18 protein-coding genes are annotated in these 21,791 nt (G+C 58.1%); 6 read left to right on the top strand and 12 right to left on the bottom strand.

The features are described 5' to 3' along the window. Nucleotides 1–18: 18 nt before the first annotated feature. The 7 genes from rsmG to rpmH all read right to left on the bottom strand — a co-directional run bounded on the left by rsmG (nt 19) and on the right by rpmH (nt 7,031). Nucleotides 19–663 carry a 16S rRNA (guanine(527)-N(7))-methyltransferase RsmG gene (rsmG, locus tag KW838_RS23960; RefSeq protein WP_007969895.1) on the bottom strand — a complete coding sequence of 215 codons (645 nt, stop codon included), beginning with the start codon at nt 661–663 and terminating at the stop codon, nt 19–21. Continuing rightward, on the bottom strand, nt 660–2,558 hold the full coding sequence (gene mnmG / locus KW838_RS23955) for a tRNA uridine-5-carboxymethylaminomethyl(34) synthesis enzyme MnmG (protein WP_218503767.1): 1,899 nt from the start codon (nt 2,556–2,558) through the stop codon (nt 660–662). The genes rsmG and mnmG overlap by 4 nt, the downstream gene beginning before the upstream one ends. A gap of 550 nt (nt 2,559–3,108) precedes the next feature. Beyond that, on the bottom strand, nt 3,109–4,479 hold the full coding sequence (mnmE, locus tag KW838_RS23950) for a tRNA uridine-5-carboxymethylaminomethyl(34) synthesis GTPase MnmE (RefSeq protein ID WP_218503766.1): 1,371 nt from the start codon (nt 4,477–4,479) through the stop codon (nt 3,109–3,111). A gap of 79 nt (nt 4,480–4,558) precedes the next feature. Next, nucleotides 4,559–6,238 (bottom strand): membrane protein insertase YidC, encoded by a 1,680-nt coding sequence (yidC, locus tag KW838_RS23945; RefSeq protein ID WP_102700986.1) that lies wholly within the window; start codon nt 6,236–6,238, stop codon nt 4,559–4,561. 2 nt (nt 6,239–6,240) lie between these two features. Next, on the bottom strand, nt 6,241–6,486 hold the full coding sequence (gene yidD / locus KW838_RS23940) for a membrane protein insertion efficiency factor YidD (protein WP_010207715.1): 246 nt from the start codon (nt 6,484–6,486) through the stop codon (nt 6,241–6,243). After that, complete coding sequence (rnpA, locus tag KW838_RS23935; protein WP_015097448.1) at nt 6,479–6,880, bottom strand: ribonuclease P protein component; 402 nt, start codon at nt 6,878–6,880, stop codon at nt 6,479–6,481. The genes yidD and rnpA overlap by 8 nt, the downstream gene beginning before the upstream one ends. Before the next feature lie 16 nt (nt 6,881–6,896). Further along, nucleotides 6,897–7,031: a 50S ribosomal protein L34 gene (gene rpmH / locus KW838_RS23930; RefSeq protein WP_003213577.1), complete on the bottom strand. Its 135-nt coding sequence runs from the start codon at nt 7,029–7,031 to the stop codon at nt 6,897–6,899. Nucleotides 7,032–7,597: 566 nt separating this feature from the next. Between rpmH and dnaA the strand changes: the two genes are divergently transcribed. Genes dnaA through gyrB form a run of 4 tightly spaced genes read left to right on the top strand, consistent with a single transcriptional unit; the run spans nt 7,598 to nt 13,811 of the window. Continuing rightward, the gene (gene dnaA / locus KW838_RS23925; RefSeq protein ID WP_102700987.1) at nt 7,598–9,121 is read left to right on the top strand and encodes a chromosomal replication initiator protein DnaA; all 1,524 of its coding nucleotides are present in this window, start codon (nt 7,598–7,600) and stop codon (nt 9,119–9,121) included. A 39-nt stretch (nt 9,122–9,160) separates the two neighbouring features. Then, a complete protein-coding gene (gene dnaN, locus KW838_RS23920; RefSeq protein WP_007969885.1) occupies nt 9,161–10,264 on the top strand; it encodes a DNA polymerase III subunit beta in 1,104 nt (367 codons plus the stop codon). A 20-nt stretch (nt 10,265–10,284) separates the two neighbouring features. Continuing rightward, nucleotides 10,285–11,388: a DNA replication/repair protein RecF gene (gene recF / locus KW838_RS23915; protein WP_007969883.1), complete on the top strand. Its 1,104-nt coding sequence runs from the start codon at nt 10,285–10,287 to the stop codon at nt 11,386–11,388. Between the two features lie 5 nt (nt 11,389–11,393). Further along, entirely contained in the window at nt 11,394–13,811 is a 2,418-nt protein-coding gene (gene gyrB / locus KW838_RS23910; RefSeq protein WP_218503765.1) for a DNA topoisomerase (ATP-hydrolyzing) subunit B, read from the top strand. Between the two features lie 268 nt (nt 13,812–14,079). On the opposite strand, the gene KW838_RS23905 is transcribed toward gyrB, so the two are convergent. Continuing rightward, nucleotides 14,080–14,808 (bottom strand): response regulator transcription factor, encoded by a 729-nt coding sequence (locus KW838_RS23905; RefSeq protein ID WP_102700989.1) that lies wholly within the window; start codon nt 14,806–14,808, stop codon nt 14,080–14,082. A gap of 169 nt (nt 14,809–14,977) precedes the next feature. Here KW838_RS23905 and KW838_RS23900 point away from each other — a divergent pair, with 169 nt between their 5' ends. Beyond that, entirely contained in the window at nt 14,978–16,513 is a 1,536-nt protein-coding gene (locus KW838_RS23900; RefSeq protein WP_218503764.1) for a PAS domain-containing sensor histidine kinase, read from the top strand. A 216-nt stretch (nt 16,514–16,729) separates the two neighbouring features. On the opposite strand, the gene KW838_RS23895 is transcribed toward KW838_RS23900, so the two are convergent. The 4 genes from KW838_RS23895 to glyQ all read right to left on the bottom strand — a co-directional run bounded on the left by KW838_RS23895 (nt 16,730) and on the right by glyQ (nt 21,138). After that, the gene (locus KW838_RS23895) at nt 16,730–17,509 is read right to left on the bottom strand and encodes a 1-acyl-sn-glycerol-3-phosphate acyltransferase (protein ID WP_102700991.1); all 780 of its coding nucleotides are present in this window, start codon (nt 17,507–17,509) and stop codon (nt 16,730–16,732) included. 84 nt (nt 17,510–17,593) lie between these two features. Then, entirely contained in the window at nt 17,594–18,127 is a 534-nt protein-coding gene (gene gmhB, locus KW838_RS23890; protein WP_102700992.1) for a D-glycero-beta-D-manno-heptose 1,7-bisphosphate 7-phosphatase, read from the bottom strand. Nucleotides 18,128–18,133: 6 nt separating this feature from the next. Then, entirely contained in the window at nt 18,134–20,188 is a 2,055-nt protein-coding gene (gene glyS / locus KW838_RS23885) for a glycine--tRNA ligase subunit beta (protein WP_218503763.1), read from the bottom strand. Continuing rightward, on the bottom strand, nt 20,185–21,138 hold the full coding sequence (gene glyQ, locus KW838_RS23880) for a glycine--tRNA ligase subunit alpha (RefSeq protein ID WP_003187265.1): 954 nt from the start codon (nt 21,136–21,138) through the stop codon (nt 20,185–20,187). The genes glyS and glyQ overlap by 4 nt, the downstream gene beginning before the upstream one ends. Nucleotides 21,139–21,219: 81 nt before the next feature. Between glyQ and KW838_RS23875 the strand changes: the two genes are divergently transcribed. Next, nucleotides 21,220–21,777 (top strand): DNA-3-methyladenine glycosylase I, encoded by a 558-nt coding sequence (locus KW838_RS23875; protein WP_007985082.1) that lies wholly within the window; start codon nt 21,220–21,222, stop codon nt 21,775–21,777. The last annotated feature ends 14 nt before the right edge of the window (nt 21,778–21,791 follow it).

The following is a 21,791-nucleotide window of genomic DNA, read 5'->3' as shown; positions in this document are numbered from 1 at the left end:
TCTTGCTTGTGTTCCCAATCATGCCGTGCGGCGCAGTATCAGCAGATGGCGTTGGCCTTGGCAACCAGGTACGGCCAGGGCGTGTTCGCTATCGAGGTGGAAGTCTGCCGGCAATGCTACCAGCTCATCGGCCGGATGAACGCCCTTCATTGCCAGCCAGCGTGTTTCGCTATCGCCGAGGTGGCGAGTCCAGTTGCTGAAGTTTTCCATGCTGCTGAACGCCCGGGAAATGATCCCGTTGAAGGGTTGGGCAGGCTGGAACGCTTCGACGCGACTGTGGATAACTTGCAGGTTATCCAGTTTGAGTTCGAGTTTGACCTGGGTCAGGAAGCGGGTTTTCTTGCCGTTGCTGTCCAGGCAAGTCACCTGGGACTCGGGAAACAGGATAGCCAGCGGAATGCCGGGCATGCCGCCGCCACTGCCGACGTCGAGCCAGCGTCCGTTTTCGATGAATGACATCACGCTCAGACTGTCGAGCAGGTGACGGGAGACCATTTCGTCCGGATCACGCACGGCGGTGAGGTTGTAAGCCTTGTTCCATTTGATCAACAGGGCCAGATAACCCAGCAGTTGCGCGTGCTGGGTTTCTGTCAGCGTGACGCCAAGCTGGCGGGCACCTGTGGATAACTCTTCTGCATGTTGCGAAGTGACCAACGAACTCAAGCGCTTTGCTCCAACTGACGGCCCGCGCCGCGTTTTTTCAAATGAATCATCAACAGCGAAATGGCTGCCGGCGTTACGCCCGGGATACGCGAGGCCTGGCCCAAGGTTTCAGGGCGGGTCGCACCGAGCTTGCTCTGGATCTCTTTGGAGAGACCGGAAATATTCGTGTAATCGATATCCACAGGCAGTTTGGTGTCTTCGCTGGCGCGCAGGCGGGCGATTTCATCCTGTTGACGATCGATGTAGCCAGCGTACTTGGTCTTGATTTCGACCTGTTCGGCGACTTGTGGATCTTCTGCACCGCCTCCGGTCACGGCGATCAGACCAGCGTAGTCGATTTCCGGACGGCTCAAGAGATTCAGCAGGTTGTATTCGTGGGTCAGCGGCGTGCCGAATTTTTCGGCAATCGCATCGCCCTGTTCAGTGCCCGGGCGAACCCAGGTGCTTTTCAGGCGCTGCTCTTCCAGTTCGATGCTTTCGCGTTTCTTGCAGAAAGCCGCCCAACGCGCGTCGTCCACCAGGCCCAGTTCGCGACCTTTTTCGGTCAGGCGCAGGTCAGCGTTGTCTTCGCGCAGGATCAAACGGTATTCGGCGCGGGAGGTGAACATCCGGTACGGCTCTTGGGTGCCGAGGGTAATCAGGTCGTCGACCAACACACCGATATAGGCCTCGTCGCGACGCGGGCACCAGGCGTCTTTGCCTTGCGCGCGCAGTGCGGCGTTGGTTCCGGCGAGCAAACCCTGGGCGCCGGCTTCTTCGTAACCGGTCGTGCCGTTGATTTGCCCGGCGAAGAACAGGCCGCCGATCACTTTGGTTTCCAGGCTGTACTTCAGGTCGCGCGGATCGAAGTAGTCGTACTCGATGGCGTAGCCCGGGCGCACGATGTGTGCGCTTTCCATGCCGCGGATCGATTGCACGATCTGCAATTGCACATCGAACGGCAAGGATGTGGATATCCCGTTCGGGTACAGCTCGTTCGTGGTCAAACCTTCCGGTTCGATGAAGACCTGGTGGCTTTCCTTGTCGGCAAAGCGATGAATCTTGTCTTCGATCGACGGGCAGTAACGCGGGCCGATGCCTTCGATCTCGCCTGCATCGGAATACATCGGCGAACGGTCGAGGTTGGCCGCGATGATTTCGTGGGTACGGGCGTTGGTGTGGGTAATCCAGCAACTGATCTGACGTGGATGCTGCTCTTTGGAACCCATGAACGACATCACCGGGATCGGCGTATCGCCGGCCTGCTCGGTCATCACCGAGAAATCCACGGAACGGGCGTCGATACGCGGCGGCGTACCGGTCTTCAGGCGACCGACCCGCAAAGGCAATTCACGTAGACGGTGAGCCAAAGCAATCGACGGTGGATCACCGGCACGGCCGCCGGAGAAATTCTGCAATCCAATGTGGATAAGTCCACCGAGGAAGGTGCCAGTGGTCAAAACCACCGAGTCGGCGAGGAAACGCAGGCCCATCTGGGTCACTACGCCGCGCACTTGTTCCTGCTCGACGATCAGGTCATCAGCGGCCTGTTGAAATATCCACAGGTTCGGCTGGTTTTCCAGGATTTCGCGGACAGCGGCCTTGTACAGAATCCGGTCGGCCTGTGCACGGGTTGCACGCACGGCCGGGCCTTTGCGGCTGTTCAACACGCGAAACTGGATGCCGCCTTTATCGGTGGCCATGGCCATCGCGCCGCCGAGGGCGTCGATTTCCTTGACCAGGTGGCTTTTGCCGATCCCGCCAATGGCCGGGTTGCAACTCATGGCACCGAGGGTTTCCACGTTATGCGTCAGCAACAGGGTTTTCACCCCCATACGTGCTGAGGCCAGTGCTGCCTCGGTACCGGCATGACCGCCGCCGATGACGATCACTTCAAAACGGGAAGGGAAATCCACCACGCACCTCGTGCCTGCTTAAGTAGGTAATTCAGGAATAGTTTGAGCTCAGGTTTTCGGACCTGGTCGACAAGTATAGGGACTTCGCCCTTCCTAAAGAACCCTTTGCACAAAATTTAACCAGCTGTGGAAAAGTCGGAGTTATAGAAATTAAAAAGAGAGAAATTTATTAAATCTTTGTTTTTATGTTTATTTCTATGCACCTGCCTTTCTGTGGATAGATCTCTACAGCCCTTAATTTTCAATATGTACAGCGATTCAAAACCCTGTGTTCATGTGCCAATGAGGCCCTTGGATAACCGGTGTAAGCCTGTGGATGAAAGGGGTGGTTATCCACAGAGGCGGTTATGTTCAGTTTTCGGGCCCTGTTATCAACTGACCTTAGCGGCGGTTATTCACAGGGCTTAATCCACAGAAAATCGTTGTTTGCCCGAAATTCAGGCACGAGAATTTCGCTCAAGCAGACAAAGTCCGCTCGGCACTGGAGGGTTTATTCAGGAAAAGAGAGAGCAGACAGGCACGAACGGCCTGTCTGTGAATAACAGGAGGGCTACTTGCCGATACAGAAGCTGGAGAAAATTCGCCCCAACAGGTCGTCAGAGCTGAAGGCGCCGGTGATTTCTCCCAGCGACTGCTGAGCCTGGCGCAGATCCTCGGCCAACAACTCGCCAGCGCCAGCCAGGGTCAATTGGGCACGACCATGCTCGAGGGCAGTACTGGCATGACGTAGCGCCTCCAAGTGGCGCCGGCGAGCACTGAAGCTGCTTTCGGACGTTTGCTCGTAGCCCATGCAGGCCTTGAGGTGATCACGCAGCAGCTCCAGACCGACACCTCCGGACCTGGCGCTCAGGCTGATGGTGACGTGGCCGTCGTCGCTGATCTCCAGGGCAATGGCTTCGCCCGTAAGGTCGGCCTTGTTGCGGATCAGGGTTACTTTCGCGGGATCGGGACGGGTTTCGAGAAATTCCGGCCATAGTGCGAACGGATCGAGGGCTTCCGGTGCCGTGGCATCGACCACCAGCAGTACCCGATCCGCTTCACCGATGGCTTTCAGGGCACGTTCGACGCCGATTTTTTCCACATGGTCATCGGTATCGCGCAGACCGGCGGTATCCACCACATGCAGCGGCATGCCATCAATGTGGATATGTTCACGCAGTACGTCACGGGTAGTGCCGGCAATTTCGGTCACGATCGCCGCTTCGCGCCCGGCCAGTGCATTGAGCAGGCTGGATTTACCGGCATTCGGACGACCGGCAATGACCACGGTCATGCCGTCACGCAGCAAGGCACCCTTCCCGGCTTCGCGCATGACAGTGGATAACTCGTCGCGGACTTTGTCGAGCATGCTCAGGACATGGCCATCGGCGAGGAAGTCGATTTCCTCTTCCGGGAAATCGATGGCCGCCTCGACATAGATGCGCAGGCCGATCAGTTGCTCGGTGAGATTATGCACACGTGACGAGAAAGCACCCTGCAGGGAGCGCAACGCGTTTCGCGCAGCCTGGGCAGAACTGGCTTCAATCAGGTCGGCAATGGCCTCGGCCTGGGCCAGGTCAAGCTTGTCGTTGAGAAACGCGCGCTCGCTGAATTCCCCCGGCCGGGCGAGCCGGCAACCCAGTTCCAGGCAGCGCTTGAGCAACATATCCAGAACGATCGGGCCACCATGCCCCTGGAGTTCCAGCACATCCTCGCCGGTAAACGAGTTTGGCCCCGGAAAATACAGCGCGATGCCCTGGTCCAGCACCTCGTCGTGTTCACCAAAAAACGGACCGTAGTGGGCAAATCGCGGCTTGAGCTCGCGACCACTGAAAGCCTTGGCCGCAACACTGGCCAACGGCCCGGAAATACGCACGATGCCTACACCGCCACGACCTTGAGCGGTGGCGACGGCGGCGATGGTTTCACGAGGAACGCTCATAAACCGGAATCCAGACAAAAGTGACAGATAGCAAAACGCCCCACTAGGGGGCGTCTTGAGTGGTTATCCACAGTGTAAATCAGGCAGCTGCTTTGGCGGCCGCTTCGATCTTACGTGTGATGTACCACTGTTGGGCGATCGACAGGCAGTTGTTCACTACCCAGTACAGCACCAGACCCGCCGGGAACCACAGGAAGAAGAAGGTGAAGATGATTGGCATCAGCTTCATCACCTTGGCCTGCATCGGATCCGGAGGCGTCGGGTTCAGCTGCTGCTGGATGAACATGGTTGCACCCATGATGATCGGCAGAATGAAGAACGGATCCTTGATTGACAGGTCAGTAATCCACAGCATGAACGGTGCCTGGCGCATTTCAACGCTTTCCAGCAGAACCCAGTACAGCGAGAGGAAAACCGGCATCTGCACGAGGATTGGCAAGCAACCACCCAGCGGATTGATCTTCTCTTTCTTGTACAGCTCCATCATGGCTTGCGACATTTTCTGCCGGTCATCGCCATGTTGCTCTTTCAGCGCGGCCAGTTTCGGTGCCACTGCACGCATGCGCGCCATGGATTTGTAGCTGGCAGCCGACAGCGGGAAGAAGATCCCTTTGATCAGCATGGTCAGGAATATGATCGACCAGCCCCAGTTACCCACAATGGCGTGGATGTGTTGCAGCAACCAGAAGATCGGTTGGGCGATGAACCACAGAATGCCGTAGTCGACGGTCAGTTCCAGGCCTGGGGACAACTCTTTCAGCACGGCCTGGCTTTTCGGGCCGGCGTACAGCACAGCGCTGGTCTCGGCCTTGGCGCCCGGGGCAACACTCATCGATGGGCCGGTGTAGCCGATGATGTAGTTGCCTTTGCTGTCTTTACGGGTCTGGACGACGTTGTTTTCGCCCTTGGCCGGAATCCACGCGGTCACGAAGTAGTGTTGCAACCAGGCAACCCAACCGCCAGTGACGGTTTCTTTCACCGGAGCCTTGTCCATATCTTTCATGGACACTTTCTTGTACGGCTCCGAACTTGTCCACAGGGCGGCGCCCAGGTAAGTCGCGGTGCCGGTGGCCGTGGTCGACGAAGGATCGGCGCTGGCGTCACGCTTCAACTGGGCGAACATCGCGCCGGTCCAGGGCTGGGCGCTCTGGTTGTCGATCAGGTAGGAAACGGTTACGTCATACTGGCCGCGTTTCAGGGTGAAACGCTTGATGTAGTTGACGCCGTCCTTGCTGAACTTCAGGTCCACGACCAATTGGTCCTGACCGTCAGCCAGTTGATAAACCTTCTTCTCCGAGGAATAAACCGGACGACCGGCCGGATTTGCATCCGGACCGTTGGTGCCGATCAGACCGCTTTGGGCCAGATAAGTACGTTCGCCGCCGTTATCGAACAGCTGGAACGGAATTTCCGGGTGATCCTGACGACGCGGATACAGCGGCAGGGTCAGCTGGGCAACATCACCACCTTGTGGGTCGATAGCCAGGTCCAGTACATCCGTTTTGATCTGGATGAGGTCCTTGCTCACAGCCACCGGTGTTTCGGCAGGTGCGCTGGTGTCGCTAGCAGCACGTGGAATGTCGTCACTGGCGGAAGCGTTGGAGCCAGATGCCGTATCCGGCAGGCCCGATGCAGTCGTATTGGTGGCAACATTCTGAGTCGGCAGGGCAGCCTGGCCATAGTCCTGGTTCCATTTAAGAACCATAACGTAGGACACGATTGCCAGGGCGACGATCAGGATCGTGCGTTTGATATCCATGATTACTCGGCCATCGAAGAAGAACGGGAGGTAGGGATAGGTGGAACCGGGTCATAACCACCGGGATTCCACGGATGACAGCGACCTAAACGACGAAAGGTCAGCCAGCCACCGCGAAGAAGGCCATGATTTTCGATGGCTTCTAACGCGTAGCAGGAACAACTGGGGTAGAAACGACAGTGACTGGCCATCAGGGGACTAATGGCATAGCGATAAAACTGGATCGGAACGAGTGCCAGTTTACGCATCTGGACTGTCTACCCCTACAGTTTCGGTTTTGACTGCTGGTACCGGCGAACTGCGAGCCAGGCGTTTCCAGAGTTTGCCGAAATGCTGAATCAATTCGGGGTTTTCTACGTCACCCAAACCTTTGCGCGCGACGATAACAATGTCCCAACCGACCAGTGAATCCTGGTTCAGGCGAAACGATTCGCGCATCAGACGTTTGAGGCGATTGCGCTCGACGGAGAGCTTTACGCTCTTTTTCCCGATAACCAACCCGAGACGGGGGTGATCAAGATCGTTGTTGCGCGCAAGGAGCAGGAGATTTTTCCCCGGAACCTTGCCGGTAGGGGAGTCAAAGACTGCCTTGAAATGCCGGGGAGTAAGCAGACGCTTTTCCCGACTGAAGTCCTGACTCACCTCCAGTGCCGGCTTATCAAACTGCCAGACGCGCACGACCTTTGGCGCGACGACGCGACAGTACGGCACGACCGTTCTTGGTAGCCATGCGAGCACGGAAACCGTGGGTACGAGCGCGTTTGATAGTGCTTGGTTGGAAAGTACGTTTCATTGTCGTGTTACCTGGTTCGTCCACAACGGGCCGGAATGGCCCCCGTTTTAAGAGACCGGGGATTCTAGAGAAAGCAAGCCTTCAGGTCAATTTCCAACCAGCGTTTCCTTATAAATAGATCTCCAGGCGTTTTGCGCTGAACGAACCGCCGGTAAATATAAAAATAAGAAAGGAAAGTATTTAAAGCTTTTCTGTAAAGCTTATAAAAGCTAGGCTCGCATCCTTCTGTGGATAAGTACCTTTAGCCCTTGTTTTACCTGCTGTACAGAGAATGACAACTACGGTGGAAAACCGTGTTCAGCCTGTGCTGCGCTGTCGGATAACCTGTGCGTGGAATGCCGGTTTATCCACAGGCCGGTTATCCACCGAGTTTCGCTCCCACTTGTGCAATGACCTTAACCCTGGTTATCCACAGAGCTTATGCACAGACCACTGGTCGTCTTTTTTGCGTATGAAACGGCGATTCTTCTTGGTTGATGAACCACCTTCGTGTGGATAAGTCGGCGTCTGGTCGCTACAATGGCCGCTTGTTTTTGCCTCACCGGCTTTCAACTTAGGGGATATCCGTGTCAGTGGAACTTTGGCAGCAGTGCGTGGAGCTTCTGCGCGATGAGCTGCCTGCCCAACAATTCAACACTTGGATCCGTCCACTACAGGTCGAAGCCGAAGGCGACGAGTTGCGTGTCTATGCACCCAATCGTTTTGTTCTGGACTGGGTCAACGAAAAGTACCTGGGGCGTGTTCTCGAATTGCTCGATGAGCACGGCAATGGCATGGCGCCTGCGCTTTCCTTATTAATAGGCAGCAAACGCAGTTCGGCACCGCGTGCCGCGCCAAATGCTCCCCTGGCAGCCGCTGCTTCCCAGGCCCAGGCTGCTCAAACACCCGCCAGTCCGCCGCCGCCAGCACCTGCTGCGGCTTCGACCAAGCGCGCCACGCAAAAAATGGCCGAGGTCACCGAGGAAGAACCTTCCCGCGACAGCTTCGACCCGATGGCCGGCGCCAGTTCGCAACAGGCCCCGGTTCGCGCCGAACAACGTACCGTGCAGGTCGAAGGTGCGCTCAAGCACACCAGTTACCTGAACCGTACCTTTACCTTCGAGAATTTCGTTGAAGGTAAATCCAACCAGTTGGCGCGCGCCGCCGCCTGGCAGGTGGCTGACAACCCCAAGCACGGTTACAACCCGCTCTTCCTTTATGGTGGCGTCGGCCTGGGTAAAACCCACTTGATGCACGCTGTGGGTAACCATCTATTAAAGAAGAACCCGAATGCCAAGGTGGTGTACCTGCATTCCGAGCGATTCGTGGCGGACATGGTCAAGGCCCTGCAACTGAACGCGATCAACGAGTTCAAACGTTTCTACCGTTCGGTGGATGCGTTGCTGATCGATGACATTCAGTTCTTCGCCCGTAAAGAGCGTTCCCAGGAAGAGTTTTTCCACACCTTCAACGCCCTCCTCGAAGGTGGCCAGCAGGTCATTCTCACCAGTGACCGCTACCCGAAAGAAATCGAAGGCCTTGAAGAACGCCTCAAATCCCGCTTTGGCTGGGGCCTGACCGTAGCGGTCGAGCCACCGGAGCTGGAAACCCGCGTGGCGATTCTGATGAAAAAGGCCGATCAGGCCAAAGTCGAGCTGCCGCATGACGCCGCGTTCTTCATTGCCCAGCGTATTCGCTCCAACGTCCGTGAGCTGGAAGGCGCGCTCAAACGCGTGATCGCCCACTCGCACTTCATGGGTCGCGATATCACCATCGAGCTGATTCGCGAATCCCTGAAGGACTTGTTGGCGTTGCAGGATAAACTGGTCTCTGTGGATAACATTCAGCGCACCGTCGCCGAGTACTACAAGATCAAGATCTCCGATTTGCTGTCCAAGCGTCGTTCTCGCTCGGTCGCACGTCCGCGTCAGGTTGCAATGGCCTTGTCCAAAGAGTTGACTAACCACAGCCTGCCGGAAATCGGCGACGTGTTTGGCGGCCGCGACCATACGACTGTTTTGCACGCCTGCCGCAAGATCAACGAACTTAAGGAATCCGACGCGGACATCCGCGAGGACTACAAGAACCTGCTGCGTACACTGACCACTTGATGAACACCAGCGCAGCTAATTAAGGCAAGGGACTAGACCATGCATTTCACCATTCAACGCGAAGCCCTGTTGAAACCCCTGCAACTGGTCGCAGGCGTCGTCGAACGCCGCCAGACCTTGCCGGTGCTCTCCAACGTGCTGCTGGTTGTCGAAGGCCAGCAATTGTCGCTGACCGGTACCGACCTGGAAGTCGAGCTGGTCGGTCGTGTCCAACTCGAAGAGCCGGCGGATCCGGGTTCCATCACCGTACCTGCGCGCAAGCTGATGGACATCTGCAAGAGCCTGCCAAACGATGCGCTGATCGACATCAAGGTCGATGAGCAGAAGCTTGTGGTCAAGGCTGGCCGTAGCCGCTTCACCCTGTCGACGCTGCCGGCCAACGACTTCCCTACCGTGGAAGAAGGCCCGGGCTCGCTGACCTGCAGCCTGGAGCAAAGCAAACTGCGCCGTCTGATTGAGCGCACCAGCTTCGCCATGGCCCAGCAGGACGTGCGTTACTACCTCAACGGCATGCTGCTGGAAGTTTCCGCGGGTGTGATCCGCGCCGTGGCCACCGACGGTCACCGCTTGGCCATGTGCTCGATGCAGGCTGATATCGGCCAACCGGATCGTCACCAGGTCATCGTCCCGCGCAAAGGTATCCTTGAACTGGCACGCCTGCTCACCGAGCCGGATGGCAATGTCAGCATCGTTCTGGGTCAGCACCACATCCGCGCCACCACCGGTGAATTCACCTTCACCTCGAAATTGGTCGACGGCAAATTCCCGGACTACGAACGCGTTCTGCCAAAAGGCGGCGACAAGCTGGTACTGGGCGATCGCCAGGCGCTGCGCGAAGCGTTCAGCCGTACCGCGATCCTCTCCAACGAGAAGTACCGTGGTATCCGTCTGCAACTGGCCAGCGGTCAGCTGAAGATCCAGGCGAACAACCCGGAGCAGGAAGAAGCGGAAGAGGAAGTGGGCGTTGAATACAACGGTGGCTCCCTGGAAATCGGCTTCAACGTGAGCTACCTGCTCGACGTGCTGGGCGTGATGACCACCGAGCAGGTTCGCCTGATCCTGTCCGACTCCAACAGCAGTGCGCTGGTGCAGGAATCGGATAACGACGACTCGGCCTACGTTGTCATGCCGATGCGTCTGTAATCATGCCCAGCAGAAGCTAGATGTCCTTAAGTCGCGTCTCGGTCACCGCGGTGCGCAATCTGCACCCGGTGACCTTCTCCCCCTCCCCCCGAATCAATATCCTTTACGGCGCCAACGGCAGCGGCAAAACCAGTGTTCTGGAAGCCATCCATCTGCTGGGGCTTGCCCGTTCGTTTCGCAGCACCCGACTGTTGCCGGTCATTCAGTACGAGCAACTGGCGTGCACGGTCTTTGGCCAGGTTGAACTGGCAGAGGGTGGGCACAGCGCCTTGGGCATTTCGCGGGATCGCCAAGGCGAATTCCAGATCCGTATCGATGGGCAGAACGCCCGTAGCGCCGCGCAACTGGCCGAGATCCTGCCACTGCAACTGATCAATCCTGACAGCTTTCGATTGCTGGAAGGTGCGCCGAAGATTCGCCGGCAGTTTCTCGACTGGGGCGTGTTCCACGTGGAACCGCGCTTCATGTCAACCTGGCAGCGCTTGCAGAAGGCCCTGCGCCAGAGAAACTCTTGGCTGCGGCATGGTACACTTGACGCCGTTTCGCAAGCGGTTTGGGACAGGGAACTGTGCCAGGCCAGCGCTGAAATTGATGAATACCGCCGCGCTTATATCAAAGCCTTGAAACCAGTCTTTGAACAAACCTTGAGCGAACTGGTTGAGCTTGAAGGCTTGACGCTCAGCTATTACCGCGGCTGGGACAAGGACCGTGAACTGAGTGCTGTGCTCGCCGGGTCTCTGCAGCGGGACCAGCAAATGGGGCATACCCAGGCCGGACCACAACGTGCTGATTTGCGTCTCAGACTGGGCGCACACAACGCCGCGGACATCTTGTCCCGTGGCCAGCAGAAGTTGGTGGTTTGCGCATTGCGGATTGCCCAAGGGCACCTGGTCAGCCAGGCTCGACGCGGTCAGTGTATTTATCTGGTGGATGACTTGCCGTCCGAGCTGGACGAGCACCACCGTCGCGCGCTTTGCCGCTTGTTGGAAGACTTACGCTGCCAGGTCTTTATCACCTGTGTAGATCACGAATTATTGAGGGAAGGCTGGCAGACGGAAACGCCAGTCGCTCTGTTCCACGTGGAACAGGGCCGTATCACCCAGACCCACGACCATCGGGAGTGAAGGCATTGAGCGAAGAAAATACGTACGACTCAACGAGCATTAAAGTGCTGAAAGGCCTGGATGCCGTACGCAAACGTCCCGGTATGTACATTGGTGATACCGACGATGGCAGCGGTCTGCACCACATGGTGTTCGAGGTGGTCGATAACTCGATCGACGAAGCGCTCGCCGGCTACTGCGACGACATCAGCATCATCATCCACCCGGATGAGTCCATCACCGTTCGCGACAACGGCCGTGGCATCCCGGTAGACGTACACAAAGAAGAAGGCGTTTCGGCAGCCGAGGTCATCATGACCGTGCTGCACGCCGGCGGTAAATTCGACGACAACTCCTATAAGGTTTCCGGCGGTCTTCACGGTGTGGGTGTGTCGGTCGTTAACGCCCTGTCGGAAGAGCTGGTCCTGACCGTTCGCCGTAGTGGCAAGATCTGGGAACAGACTTACGTCCACGGTGTTCCGCAAGAGCCGATGAAAATCGTTGGCGACTCCGAAACCACCGGTACGCAGATCCACTTCAAGGCTTCCAGCGAAACCTTCAAGAACATCCACTTCAGCTGGGACATCCTGGCCAAGCGGATTCGTGAACTGTCCTTCCTCAACTCCGGTGTCGGCATCGTCCTCAAGGACGAGCGCAGCGGCAAGGAAGAGCTGTTCAAGTATGAAGGCGGCCTGCGTGCGTTCGTTGAATACCTGAACACCAACAAGACTCCGGTCAACCAGGTGTTCCACTTCAACATCCAGCGTGAAGACGGCATCGGCGTGGAAATCGCCCTGCAGTGGAACGACAGCTTCAACGAGAACCTGTTGTGCTTCACCAACAATATTCCACAGCGCGACGGCGGTACTCACCTGGTGGGTTTCCGTTCCGCACTGACGCGGAACCTGAACACCTACATCGAAGCAGAAGGCCTGGCGAAGAAGCACAAGGTCGCCACTACCGGTGACGATGCCCGTGAAGGCCTGACCGCGATCATTTCGGTGAAAGTGCCGGATCCGAAGTTCAGCTCCCAGACCAAAGACAAGCTGGTGTCTTCGGAAGTGAAGACCGCGGTCGAACAGGAAATGGGCAAGTACTTCTCGGACTTCCTGCTGGAAAACCCGAACGAAGCCAAGCTGGTCGTCGGCAAGATGATCGACGCCGCTCGTGCCCGTGAAGCGGCGCGCAAGGCCCGCGAGATGACCCGTCGCAAAGGCGCGCTGGACATCGCCGGCTTGCCGGGCAAACTGGCGGACTGCCAGGAAAAGGACCCTGCCCTGTCCGAACTGTACCTCGTGGAAGGTGACTCCGCGGGCGGCTCTGCCAAGCAGGGACGTAACCGCAGGACCCAGGCGATTCTGCCCCTCAAGGGTAAGATCCTGAACGTCGAGAAGGCTCGCTTCGACAAGATGATCTCTTCCCAGGAAGTAGGCACCTTGATCACCGCGCTCGGCTGTGGCATCGGTCGCGAAGAGTACAACATCGACAAGCTGCGCTATCACAACATCATCATCATGACCGATGCTGACGTCGACGGTTCGCACATCCGTACCTTGCTGCTGACCTTCTTCTTCCGTCAGTTGCCGGAGCTGATCGAGCGTGGCTACATCTACATCGCCCAGCCGCCGCTGTACAAAGTGAAGAAAGGCAAGCAAGAGCAATACATCAAAGACGACGACGCCATGGAAGAGTACATGACGCAGTCGGCCCTGGAAGATGCGAGCCTGCACCTGAACGAGGAAGCACCGGGTATTTCCGGCGAAGCCCTTGAGCGTCTGGTGAACGACTTCCGTCTGGTAATGAAGACCCTCAAGCGTCTGTCGCGCCTGTACCCACAGGAACTGACCGAGCACTTCATCTACCTGCCGGCGGTCAGCATGGATCAACTGTCCGATCACACAGCGATGCAGGATTGGCTGGCCCAGTACGAAGTGCGTCTGCGTACCGTCGAGAAGTCGGGTCTGGTCTACAAGGCCAGCCTGCGTGAAGACCGTGAGCGTAACGTCTGGCTGCCCGAGGTCGAACTGATCTCCCACGGCCTGTCGAACTACGTCACCTTCAACCGCGACTTCTTCGGCAGCAACGACTACAAGACCGTGGTTTCCCTGGGCGCTCAACTGAGCACCTTGCTGGACGACGGCGCGTACATCCAGCGTGGCGAGCGCAAGAAGCAGGTCACCGAGTTCAAGGAAGCCCTTGAGTGGTTGATGGCCGAAAGCACCAAGCGCCATACCATCCAGCGATACAAAGGACTGGGCGAGATGAACCCGGATCAGCTGTGGGAAACCACCATGGACCCGGGCTCGCGCCGCATGCTCAAAGTGACCATCGAAGACGCCATTGGCGCGGACCAGATCTTCAACACCCTGATGGGTGATGCGGTCGAACCTCGTCGTGACTTCATCGAGAGCAACGCCCTGGCGGTGTCCAACCTGGACTTCTGATTCCGGTTGATGCCAACGAAAAGGCCAATGCAACTGCATTGGCCTTTTTTTTTGGGTTCAACGCACCGCGAGGCGAGCTAACGCTCGACCTCGTTGTTTGGTGGTGCACGCGTTCCCCCTGTAGGAGCTGCCGAAGGCTGCGATCTTTTGATCTTGCTTTTGCGATCTGGAGATGTCTGAAGATCAAAAGATCGTCCGAACGCGGCCCGAGCCTTCGGCAGCTCCTACACAGATATTTCGTAATCTGTGTTCCCCCGGTGAACCATTTTTATTGCCTGCGACTCTCGCTCGCCGGTGCCACACTCTCCAACCGATACCCGTACCCATAAATCGTCAGCAACTGCCAACCGCGATCCGCTGTCAGGCCAAGCTTGTTGCGCAGGCGGTAGATGTGGGTGTCCAGCGGCCGGGACGAGGACATTTCTTCGTGGGGCCAGAATCGTTCGTACAGGTAATCCCGCGACAGCGGTCGACCGAGGTTGCTGAACAGGCAATGCGCCAGGCGGTATTCGCGTTCGGTCATGACGATCGGTTTGCCGTCGCGAGTGATGGTCAGTTCGGCGTCGTCGAACACCAGGTCATTGAAGCTCAACCCTTCGGCGGCCATGCGCTGCTGGCCATGGCGGCGCAGGACCGCGCCAACACGGGCTTTCAGTTCATTGGGGCGGAACGGTTTGCTGACGTAGTCGTCGGCGCCAGCATTCAGGGCCTGAACGATATCGCTTTCGCCGTCGCGGCTGGTGAGCATGATGGCCGCCGGTGGCGCTTCCAGGTGTTCGCGGGTCCATTGCAGTAATGACAAACCCGAGAGGTCGGGCAGTTGCCAGTCGAGGATCAGCAGGTCGAAGGTTTCCCGCCGCAGTTGGCGCAACAGGTCTTCGGCCCGTTCGAAGCTGTGCAGTGACCACGGCTGCTCTCCGGCCTCGGCCATCTGTTGCAGGGTTTGTTCGACCCGGCGCAGTTCGGCGGGCTCATCGTCCAGAATCGCAACGCGCATACAGGGTGATTCCTTGTTGCTTGGCAGCTCTTTATCGACGATAGCGGCTCATCCGACACAGTGAAAGCAAGCCGCCCGCCGTTGGTCGCGGCGTCCGCTATGATTCTTTGAGTCGACGCCTCAGACGCAGGAACCATGAAACCATTTACCCCGCCCTGCCCCGTTGGCCATGATTGACCAACGCCGCGGTGAAAGCCGAGAGCCAAGCCAGGTACAACGATTATTTCGGCAATTGGTGCGCGAATGGTTGTGGATAAGTCTTGTACTGTTACCGCTGACGACACTGCTGTCCTATCGCGTGCAAATCAACCTGAACGATGCCTCCCCCGGCTTGAGCGCATTGTTTTCCCTTGGTCTGGTGACGGGTGTACTCGGGCTGTTGTTATGGCGTCCGCGGCTGGCGCTCTGGTTGACGCTCACGGGGATGGCGTGTGCGTTGATGACCAGTGCCGGCCTTGCGGAATTCAAGCGCTGGTGGTGGTCGCCGACGCCTGCCTTGTTGGGGATGCTGTTTGGTTATCTGATCTGGAACTGGCGGCGTCTCAGTGTGGTGCTGACCTATTTCGGTTGGGAATTGGCGCGGCTGGACAGCGAGCCGAAAGTGTTTCCGGAGCGCCGTCGTGCCCGGTATCCCGGTGACGACCGTTTGCAGAAACAAATCATCGCGCTGGAACAAGCCGTGAGCCTGACCCGCGATACCCACCGATTCATCGCCGATGGTCTGGAATACTTGCCGGTGGCGACGTTGATCAGTGATCCCCAGGGGAAGATTCTGCTCGGCAATCGCAAGGCCCGTGATCTGTTTGGTGGGGATCTGGTCGGCGCAGATGTGCTGGAGCGACTTGAACAGCTCGGTTATCCGGACATGGGCCGCAAGCCGGATTCGTCCTTATCGACGCTGCCGCTGCTGGAGTTTCGCGACTTCAAGGAGCGCAGCCTGCGTCTGGAGCGCGCCGGGCTATTGCCGGTGGACGGTGAGGCTCCGGTCGGTTGGCTATGGAACCTGACTGATTTGAGCGTCGAGCGCGATGCGGAGCAACAGCGTGCGGTGCTGTTGCGGTTCCTGTCTCACGACCTGCGGGCGCCTCACTCGGCCATCCTTGCGTTGCTCGATGTCCATCGTCATCAAGTAGGCGGTGATTCACCACTCTTTGATCAAATCGAGCTACAGGTTCGTCGGGCGCTGGAGTTGACCGACGGCTTCGTTCAACTGGCGAGGGCCGAGTCCGAGGCTTATCAGTTTCAGCCGAGCCTGTTTGCGATGCTGGTGCTGGATGTGTTCGATCAGGCGCTGCCCATCGCGCAGTTGAAACAGATCGAACTGGTTCATCAAGTGGAAGAGCAGGCACAGGAAAGCTTGGTTCTGGCGGACCAGGCGCTGCTGACCCGGGCGTTGTTCAATCTGTTGGAAAATGCCATCAAGTACAGTGTTTCAGGTACGCGTATCCGTTTGCATGTCAGTCAACGCGACGGCTGGCTGACTTGTGAGCTCATCGATCAAGGCAAAGGGATTGCCGCTGAGGAGCTGCCCGAGCTGTTCAGCCAATACCGGCGCTTTTCTTCCGCCCAGGGTATCGATGGCGTGGGGTTGGGATTGTCGATGGTCAAAGCCGTTGTGGACCGGCACGGCGGGCGAATCGAGTGTCAGAGCGAGGTGGGCCTGGGGACGACATTCAGGCTGCAATTTCCGCTGTTTACGGAATGAAAGCGAACGATCCAGGTTGCTCCGTCGTGTCGACTGCCGGCGATTATTCCGGGCATAAAAAAACCGGCTATATCAGCCGGTTTTTTTACGTCCAAAAAAAACTTATGCACGTTTTTATGGGATTTATCATTCTAAGAAATATGTAAAAAAATCATAAAGTTACGTACAAATAACAACGGTTTTAAAGGAAACGGTACACAGGTTATCCACAGAATCTCAGACAGTCACCTGATCGCTTGAAACCGGCGCTTGCGGAGCCGGTGGCAGTGAGCCCATTTCCCGTTGCATCTGCTCGTTCCAGGCCTGGACCCGGTCGTTCAATTCAGCAATGGCTCGTGGTCCGGTGCCTTCGGCATACATCGGTGTGCCAATGATCACGGTGATGACGCCCTGCTTCTTCGCCCAACCGGTTTTCGGCCAGAACTTGCCGGCGTTGTGCGCAATCGGCAGCACGGGCAATTCGGCGTTGACCGCCAATGCACTGCCACCGCGCGAGAACTTTCCGATGGTGCCGTAAGGAACGCGCGTGCCTTCGGGGAAGATCAGTACCCAGACATTGTCCTTGAGCAACTCATCGCCTTTCTGCGCCACATGCTTGAGTGCGGCTTTCGGGTTGTCGCGATCGATGGCGATCGGTCGCAGCATGGCCATGGCCCAACCGAAGAACGGCACATAGAGCAATTCGCGTTTGAGCACCTGGCTCAGCGGCGAGAAGTAGGCAGAGAGAAAGAACGTCTCCCAGGTGCTCTGGTGGTTCGACTGAATGACGCAAGGCCGTTCAGGTACGTTCTCGGCACCCTTCACTTCGTAGCGGATACCCAGAAACACCTTGCTCAGCCACAAGGCGCAGCGGCACCAGTACACGTTGATGAAGCGATAGCGCGCCTTGAACGGCAGAAACGGCGCGATAAAAAAACTCAGGCTGCACCACAGCAAGGAGCTGGTGCCCAGCAGCAGGTAAAAGAGGAAGGTTCTGATGGCCTGCAGTATCGACATGGCGACGTTTACCAATGCGGGCAATGCCCGCCCTATATAAAGCGCACTCCCGATCAATCCTTTGTCAGGAACAATCGAAGCACTCTAATTGTGGATAAGTTCTGCGGCAATCGCCGCCAGATCGTCAAAAATCAAGGTGCCTGCCGGTAAGGTCTTGCCCAAGGTTTTTTCGCCTTTTCCGGTCTTAACCAAAACTGGCTGTGAATCGACGGCTTTAGCGGCTTCCAGGTCACCAAGGCTATCGCCGACGAACCATAGATCAGTCAGCGATACGTTGTAATGTGCGGCGATGTTTTTCAACATCCCGGGTTTCGGCTTGCGGCAATCGCAGCCCTCGTCCGGCCCGTGGGGGCAGTAGACGATCAGGCCGACTTCACCACCCTGCTCCGCCACCAGCGCGCGCAAGCGCTCGTGCATGGCATCCAGGGTAGCGAGGTCGTAGTAGCCGCGAGCGATGCCCGACTGGTTGGTAGCGACGGCTACCGTCCAGCCGGCCTTGCTCAACTGCGCGATGGCTTCGATCGAACCGGGGAGTGGAATCCACTCCTCCACCGACTTGATGTAAGCGTCGGAGTCGTAATTGATCACTCCGTCCCGATCGAGAATCAGCAGTTTCAAACAGTCTTACCCCAGCAACGAAATATCGGCGACGCCGAGGAACAACCCACGCAGACGCGCCAGCAATGCATAACGGTTGGCGCGGACTTTTGCGTCCTCCGCGTTGACCATCACGGCTTCGAAGAACGCATCCACCGGCTCGCGCAATGCAGCCAGGCGTGCCAGGGATTCGCTGTACTGACGCGAGGCGGCCATTGGCTGTACAGCCTGGTCAGCCTGCTGGATCGCCGAGTACAGGGAGAACTCGTTGGCATTGTCGAAGTACTTGGCTTCCACGACCGTAGGCACCGAACCTTCGACCTTGCTCAGCAGGTTCGACACGCGCTTGTTCACCGCGGCCAGGGCAGCGGCTTCCGGCAATTTGCGGAAGGCCTCTACCGCCTGCACGCGCTGGTCGAAGTCCAGGGCCGAGCCTGGCTTCAGGGCACGCACCGACAGGTAGGTGGCAACATCGACGCCTTCGTCTTCGTAACGGGCACGCAGACGGTCGAAGATGAATTCCAGCACCGAGTCGTTGAGGCCGGCAGCCTTGACCTTGGTACCGAAGGCATCCACGGCGAAGGCCACGGCCTCGGTCAGGTCCAGGTCCAGTTGTTTCTCGATCAGGATGCGCAACACACCCAGTGCCGCACGGCGCAGGGCATACGGGTCCTTGCTACCGGTCGGCAGCATGCCGATGCCGAAAATACCGACCAGCGTATCGAGCTTGTCGGCGATGGCCACGGCCGCACCGGTCAGGGTGGACGGCAGTTCGGCGCCGGCACCGCGCGGCATGTACTGCTCGTTCAGGGCCAGGGCGACATCTTCCGGCTCGCCATCGTTGAGGGCGTAGTAGTAACCGGCGACACCTTGCATCTCCGGGAACTCACCGACCATTTCGGTCGACAGGTCGCACTTCGACAGCAGGCCCGCACGAGCGGCCCATGCGGCGTTGCCGCCGATGCGTTGAGCGATGAACGCGGCCAGTTTGGAAACACGCTCGGCCTTGTCGTAGACGCTGCCGAGTTTTTCCTGGAACACCACGTTCTGCAGGCGCAGGTTGAAGTCTTCGAGCTTCTGCTTCTTGTCCTGCTTGAAGAAGAACTCGGCGTCGGTCAGGCGTGGGCGAACCACTTTCTCGTTACCGGCGATGATTTGCTGCGGGTCTTTGCTTTCGATGTTGGCCACGGTGATGAAACGTGGCAGCAACTTGCCGTCGGCATCCAGCAGGCAGAAGTACTTCTGGTTGTCCTGCATGGTGGTGATCAGGGCTTCCTGCGGCACATCGAGGAAACGCTCCTCGAACGAGCACACCAGCGGCACCGGCCATTCGACCAGCGCGGTCACTTCATCGAGCAGGGCCGGTGGAACGATTGCCGTGCCTTCCTGGCGGGTGGCCAGCTCTTCGGTGCGCTTGCTGATGATTTCGCGACGCTCGTTGGCATCGGCCAGCACGTAGGCGGCACGCAGGTCGGCCAGGTAGCTGGACGGCGAACCGATACGCACGCTTTCCGGGTGATGGAAGCGGTGACCACGGGAATCGCGACCGGCTTTCTGGGCGAGGATGGTGCAGTCGATGACCTGGTCACCGAGCAGCATCACCAGCCATTGGGTCGGACGCACGAACTCTTCCTTGCGCGCACCCCAACGCATGCGTTTCGGGATCGGCAGGTCGTTCAGCGAATCTTCGACGATGGTCGGCAGCAGGCTCGCGGTCGGCTTGCCGGCGATGCTCTGGCTGTAGCGCAGTTTCGGGCCGCTCTGATCGATATCGCTCAGCTCGACGCCGCACTTCTTGGCAAAACCCAGTGCTGCCTGGGTCGGGTTGCCTTCGGCATCGAATGCAGCCTGACGTGGCGGGCCATCGAGGTTGATGCTGCGATCCGGCTGCTGGGTGGCCAGTGCAGTGATCAGCACGGCCAGGCGGCGCGGGGCGGCATAAACGGTTTTGGTCTCGTAGTTCAGGCCGGCAGCTTGCAGGCCCTTGTCGATACCGGCAAGAAACGCCTCGGCCAGGGTGTTCAGGGCTTTGGGTGGCAGTTCTTCAGTGCCCAGTTCAACCAGAAAATCCAGAGCACTCATTGTGCAGCCTCCAGCTTGGCCAGTACTTCGTCACGCAGGTCCGGGGTCGCCATCGGGAAGCCCAGCTTGGCGCGAGCCAGCAGGTAGGCTTGCGCAACGGAACGCGCCAGGGTGCGCACACGCAGGATGTATTGCTGACGCGCGGTCACCGAGATTGCCCGGCGCGCATCCAGCAGGTTGAAGGTATGGGAAGCCTTCAACACCATTTCGTAGCTCGGCAACGGCAGCGGCTGGTCGAGCTCGATCAGGCGCTTGGCTTCGCTTTCGTAGAAATCGAACAGTTCGAACAGCTTGTCGACGTTGGCGTGTTCGAAGTTGTAGGTCGATTGCTCCACTTCGTTCTGGTGGAACACATCGCCGTAGGTCACTTTGCCGAACGGACCGTCAGCCCAGACCAGGTCGTAGACCGAGTCCACGCCTTGCAGGTACATGGCCAGGCGCTCGAGGCCGTAGGTGATCTCGCCGGTCACCGGGTAGCACTCGATGCCGCCCGCTTGCTGGAAGTAAGTGAACTGGGTCACTTCCATGCCGTTGAGCCAGACTTCCCAGCCCAGACCCCAGGCGCCGAGGGTCGGCGATTCCCAGTTGTCTTCGACGAAGCGGATGTCGTGGACCAGTGGGTCCAGGCCGACATGCTTGAGGGAGCCCAGGTACAGTTCCTGGAAGTTGTCCGGGTTCGGCTTCAGGACCACCTGGAACTGGTAGTAGTGCTGCAGACGGTTCGGGTTTTCGCCATAGCGGCCGTCAGTCGGACGACGGCTTGGCTGCACGTAGGCGGCGTTCCAGGTTTCCGGGCCAATGGCGCGCAGGAATGTAGCAGTGTGGAAAGTGCCGGCGCCTACTTCCATATCGTAGGGCTGAAGTACCACACAACCTTGCTCGGCCCAGTATTGCTGGAGGGCGAGGATCAAGTCTTGGAAGGTACGCACGGCTGGCGTAGGCTGGCTCACGAAATTCACCTGTTTCTTGGGCTGCGATTTAAAGAGCGGGAGTATACCCGATTCATTGCTGCGCACGCCCCCTGGAGCCTTATGCCACGCTGCTTTTGGTGTTCCGAAGATCCGCTGTACATGGCTTATCACGATCAGGAGTGGGGCACGCCGCTACGCGATGCGCAGGGATTGTTCGAGTTGCTTTTGCTCGAAGGGTTCCAGGCCGGGCTTTCCTGGATCACCGTGCTGCGCAAACGCGAGCATTATCGTCAGGTGATGTTTGGTTTTGATGTCCAGCGCGTGGCGCAGATGAGCGATGCCGAAATCGACGAATTGATGCTCGATCCGGGGATCATCCGCAACCGCCTCAAGCTCAATGCGGCCCGGCGCAATGCCCAGGCCTGGCTGGCGCTGGAGGACCCGGTGGCGTTTCTCTGGTCGTTCGTCGGTGGTACACCTGTGATCAATCATTTCAAGGACCGCAGCGAAGTCCCCGCCGTGACGCCGACCGCCGTGGAAATGAGCAAAGGCCTGAAAAAAGCCGGTTTCACCTTCGTCGGGCCGACCATTTGCTACGCCCTGATGCAGGCCTCGGGCATGGTCATGGATCACACTCGGGACTGCGACCGCTACGCGCAGTTGGCGAACGGCGGTTAGAATGGCCGCCTCGC

Origin of the sequence: Pseudomonas sp. PDM27 (assembly GCF_019219205.1) — a bacterium.
GTDB classification, from domain to species: Bacteria; Pseudomonadota; Gammaproteobacteria; order Pseudomonadales; family Pseudomonadaceae; genus Aquipseudomonas; species Aquipseudomonas laurylsulfatiphila.
Note: the sequence above shows the minus strand (reverse complement) of the source record. Positions and strands in the feature narration are given on the sequence as shown.

Bases quoted from the DNA above. Each gene is read 5' to 3' on its own strand.
- mnmE (WP_218503766.1), bottom strand. From the start codon at position 4,479: ATGAGCGTTCCTCGTGAAACCATCGCCGCCGTCGCCACCGCTCAAGGT.
- yidC (WP_102700986.1), bottom strand. From the start codon at position 6,238: ATGGATATCAAACGCACGATCCTGATCGTCGCCCTGGCAATCGTGTCC.
- yidD (WP_010207715.1), bottom strand. From the start codon at position 6,486: ATGCGTAAACTGGCACTCGTTCCGATCCAGTTTTATCGCTATGCCATT.
- rpmH (WP_003213577.1), bottom strand. From the start codon at position 7,031: ATGAAACGTACTTTCCAACCAAGCACTATCAAACGCGCTCGTACCCAC.
- dnaN (WP_007969885.1), top strand. From the start codon at position 9,161: ATGCATTTCACCATTCAACGCGAAGCCCTGTTGAAACCCCTGCAACTG.
- recF (WP_007969883.1), top strand. From the start codon at position 10,285: ATGTCCTTAAGTCGCGTCTCGGTCACCGCGGTGCGCAATCTGCACCCG.
- KW838_RS23905 (WP_102700989.1), bottom strand. From the start codon at position 14,808: ATGCGCGTTGCGATTCTGGACGATGAGCCCGCCGAACTGCGCCGGGTC.
- KW838_RS23900 (WP_218503764.1), top strand. From the start codon at position 14,978: ATGATTGACCAACGCCGCGGTGAAAGCCGAGAGCCAAGCCAGGTACAA.
- KW838_RS23895 (WP_102700991.1), bottom strand. From the start codon at position 17,509: ATGTCGATACTGCAGGCCATCAGAACCTTCCTCTTTTACCTGCTGCTG.
- glyS (WP_218503763.1), bottom strand. From the start codon at position 20,188: ATGAGTGCTCTGGATTTTCTGGTTGAACTGGGCACTGAAGAACTGCCA.
- KW838_RS23875 (WP_007985082.1), top strand. From the start codon at position 21,220: ATGCCACGCTGCTTTTGGTGTTCCGAAGATCCGCTGTACATGGCTTAT.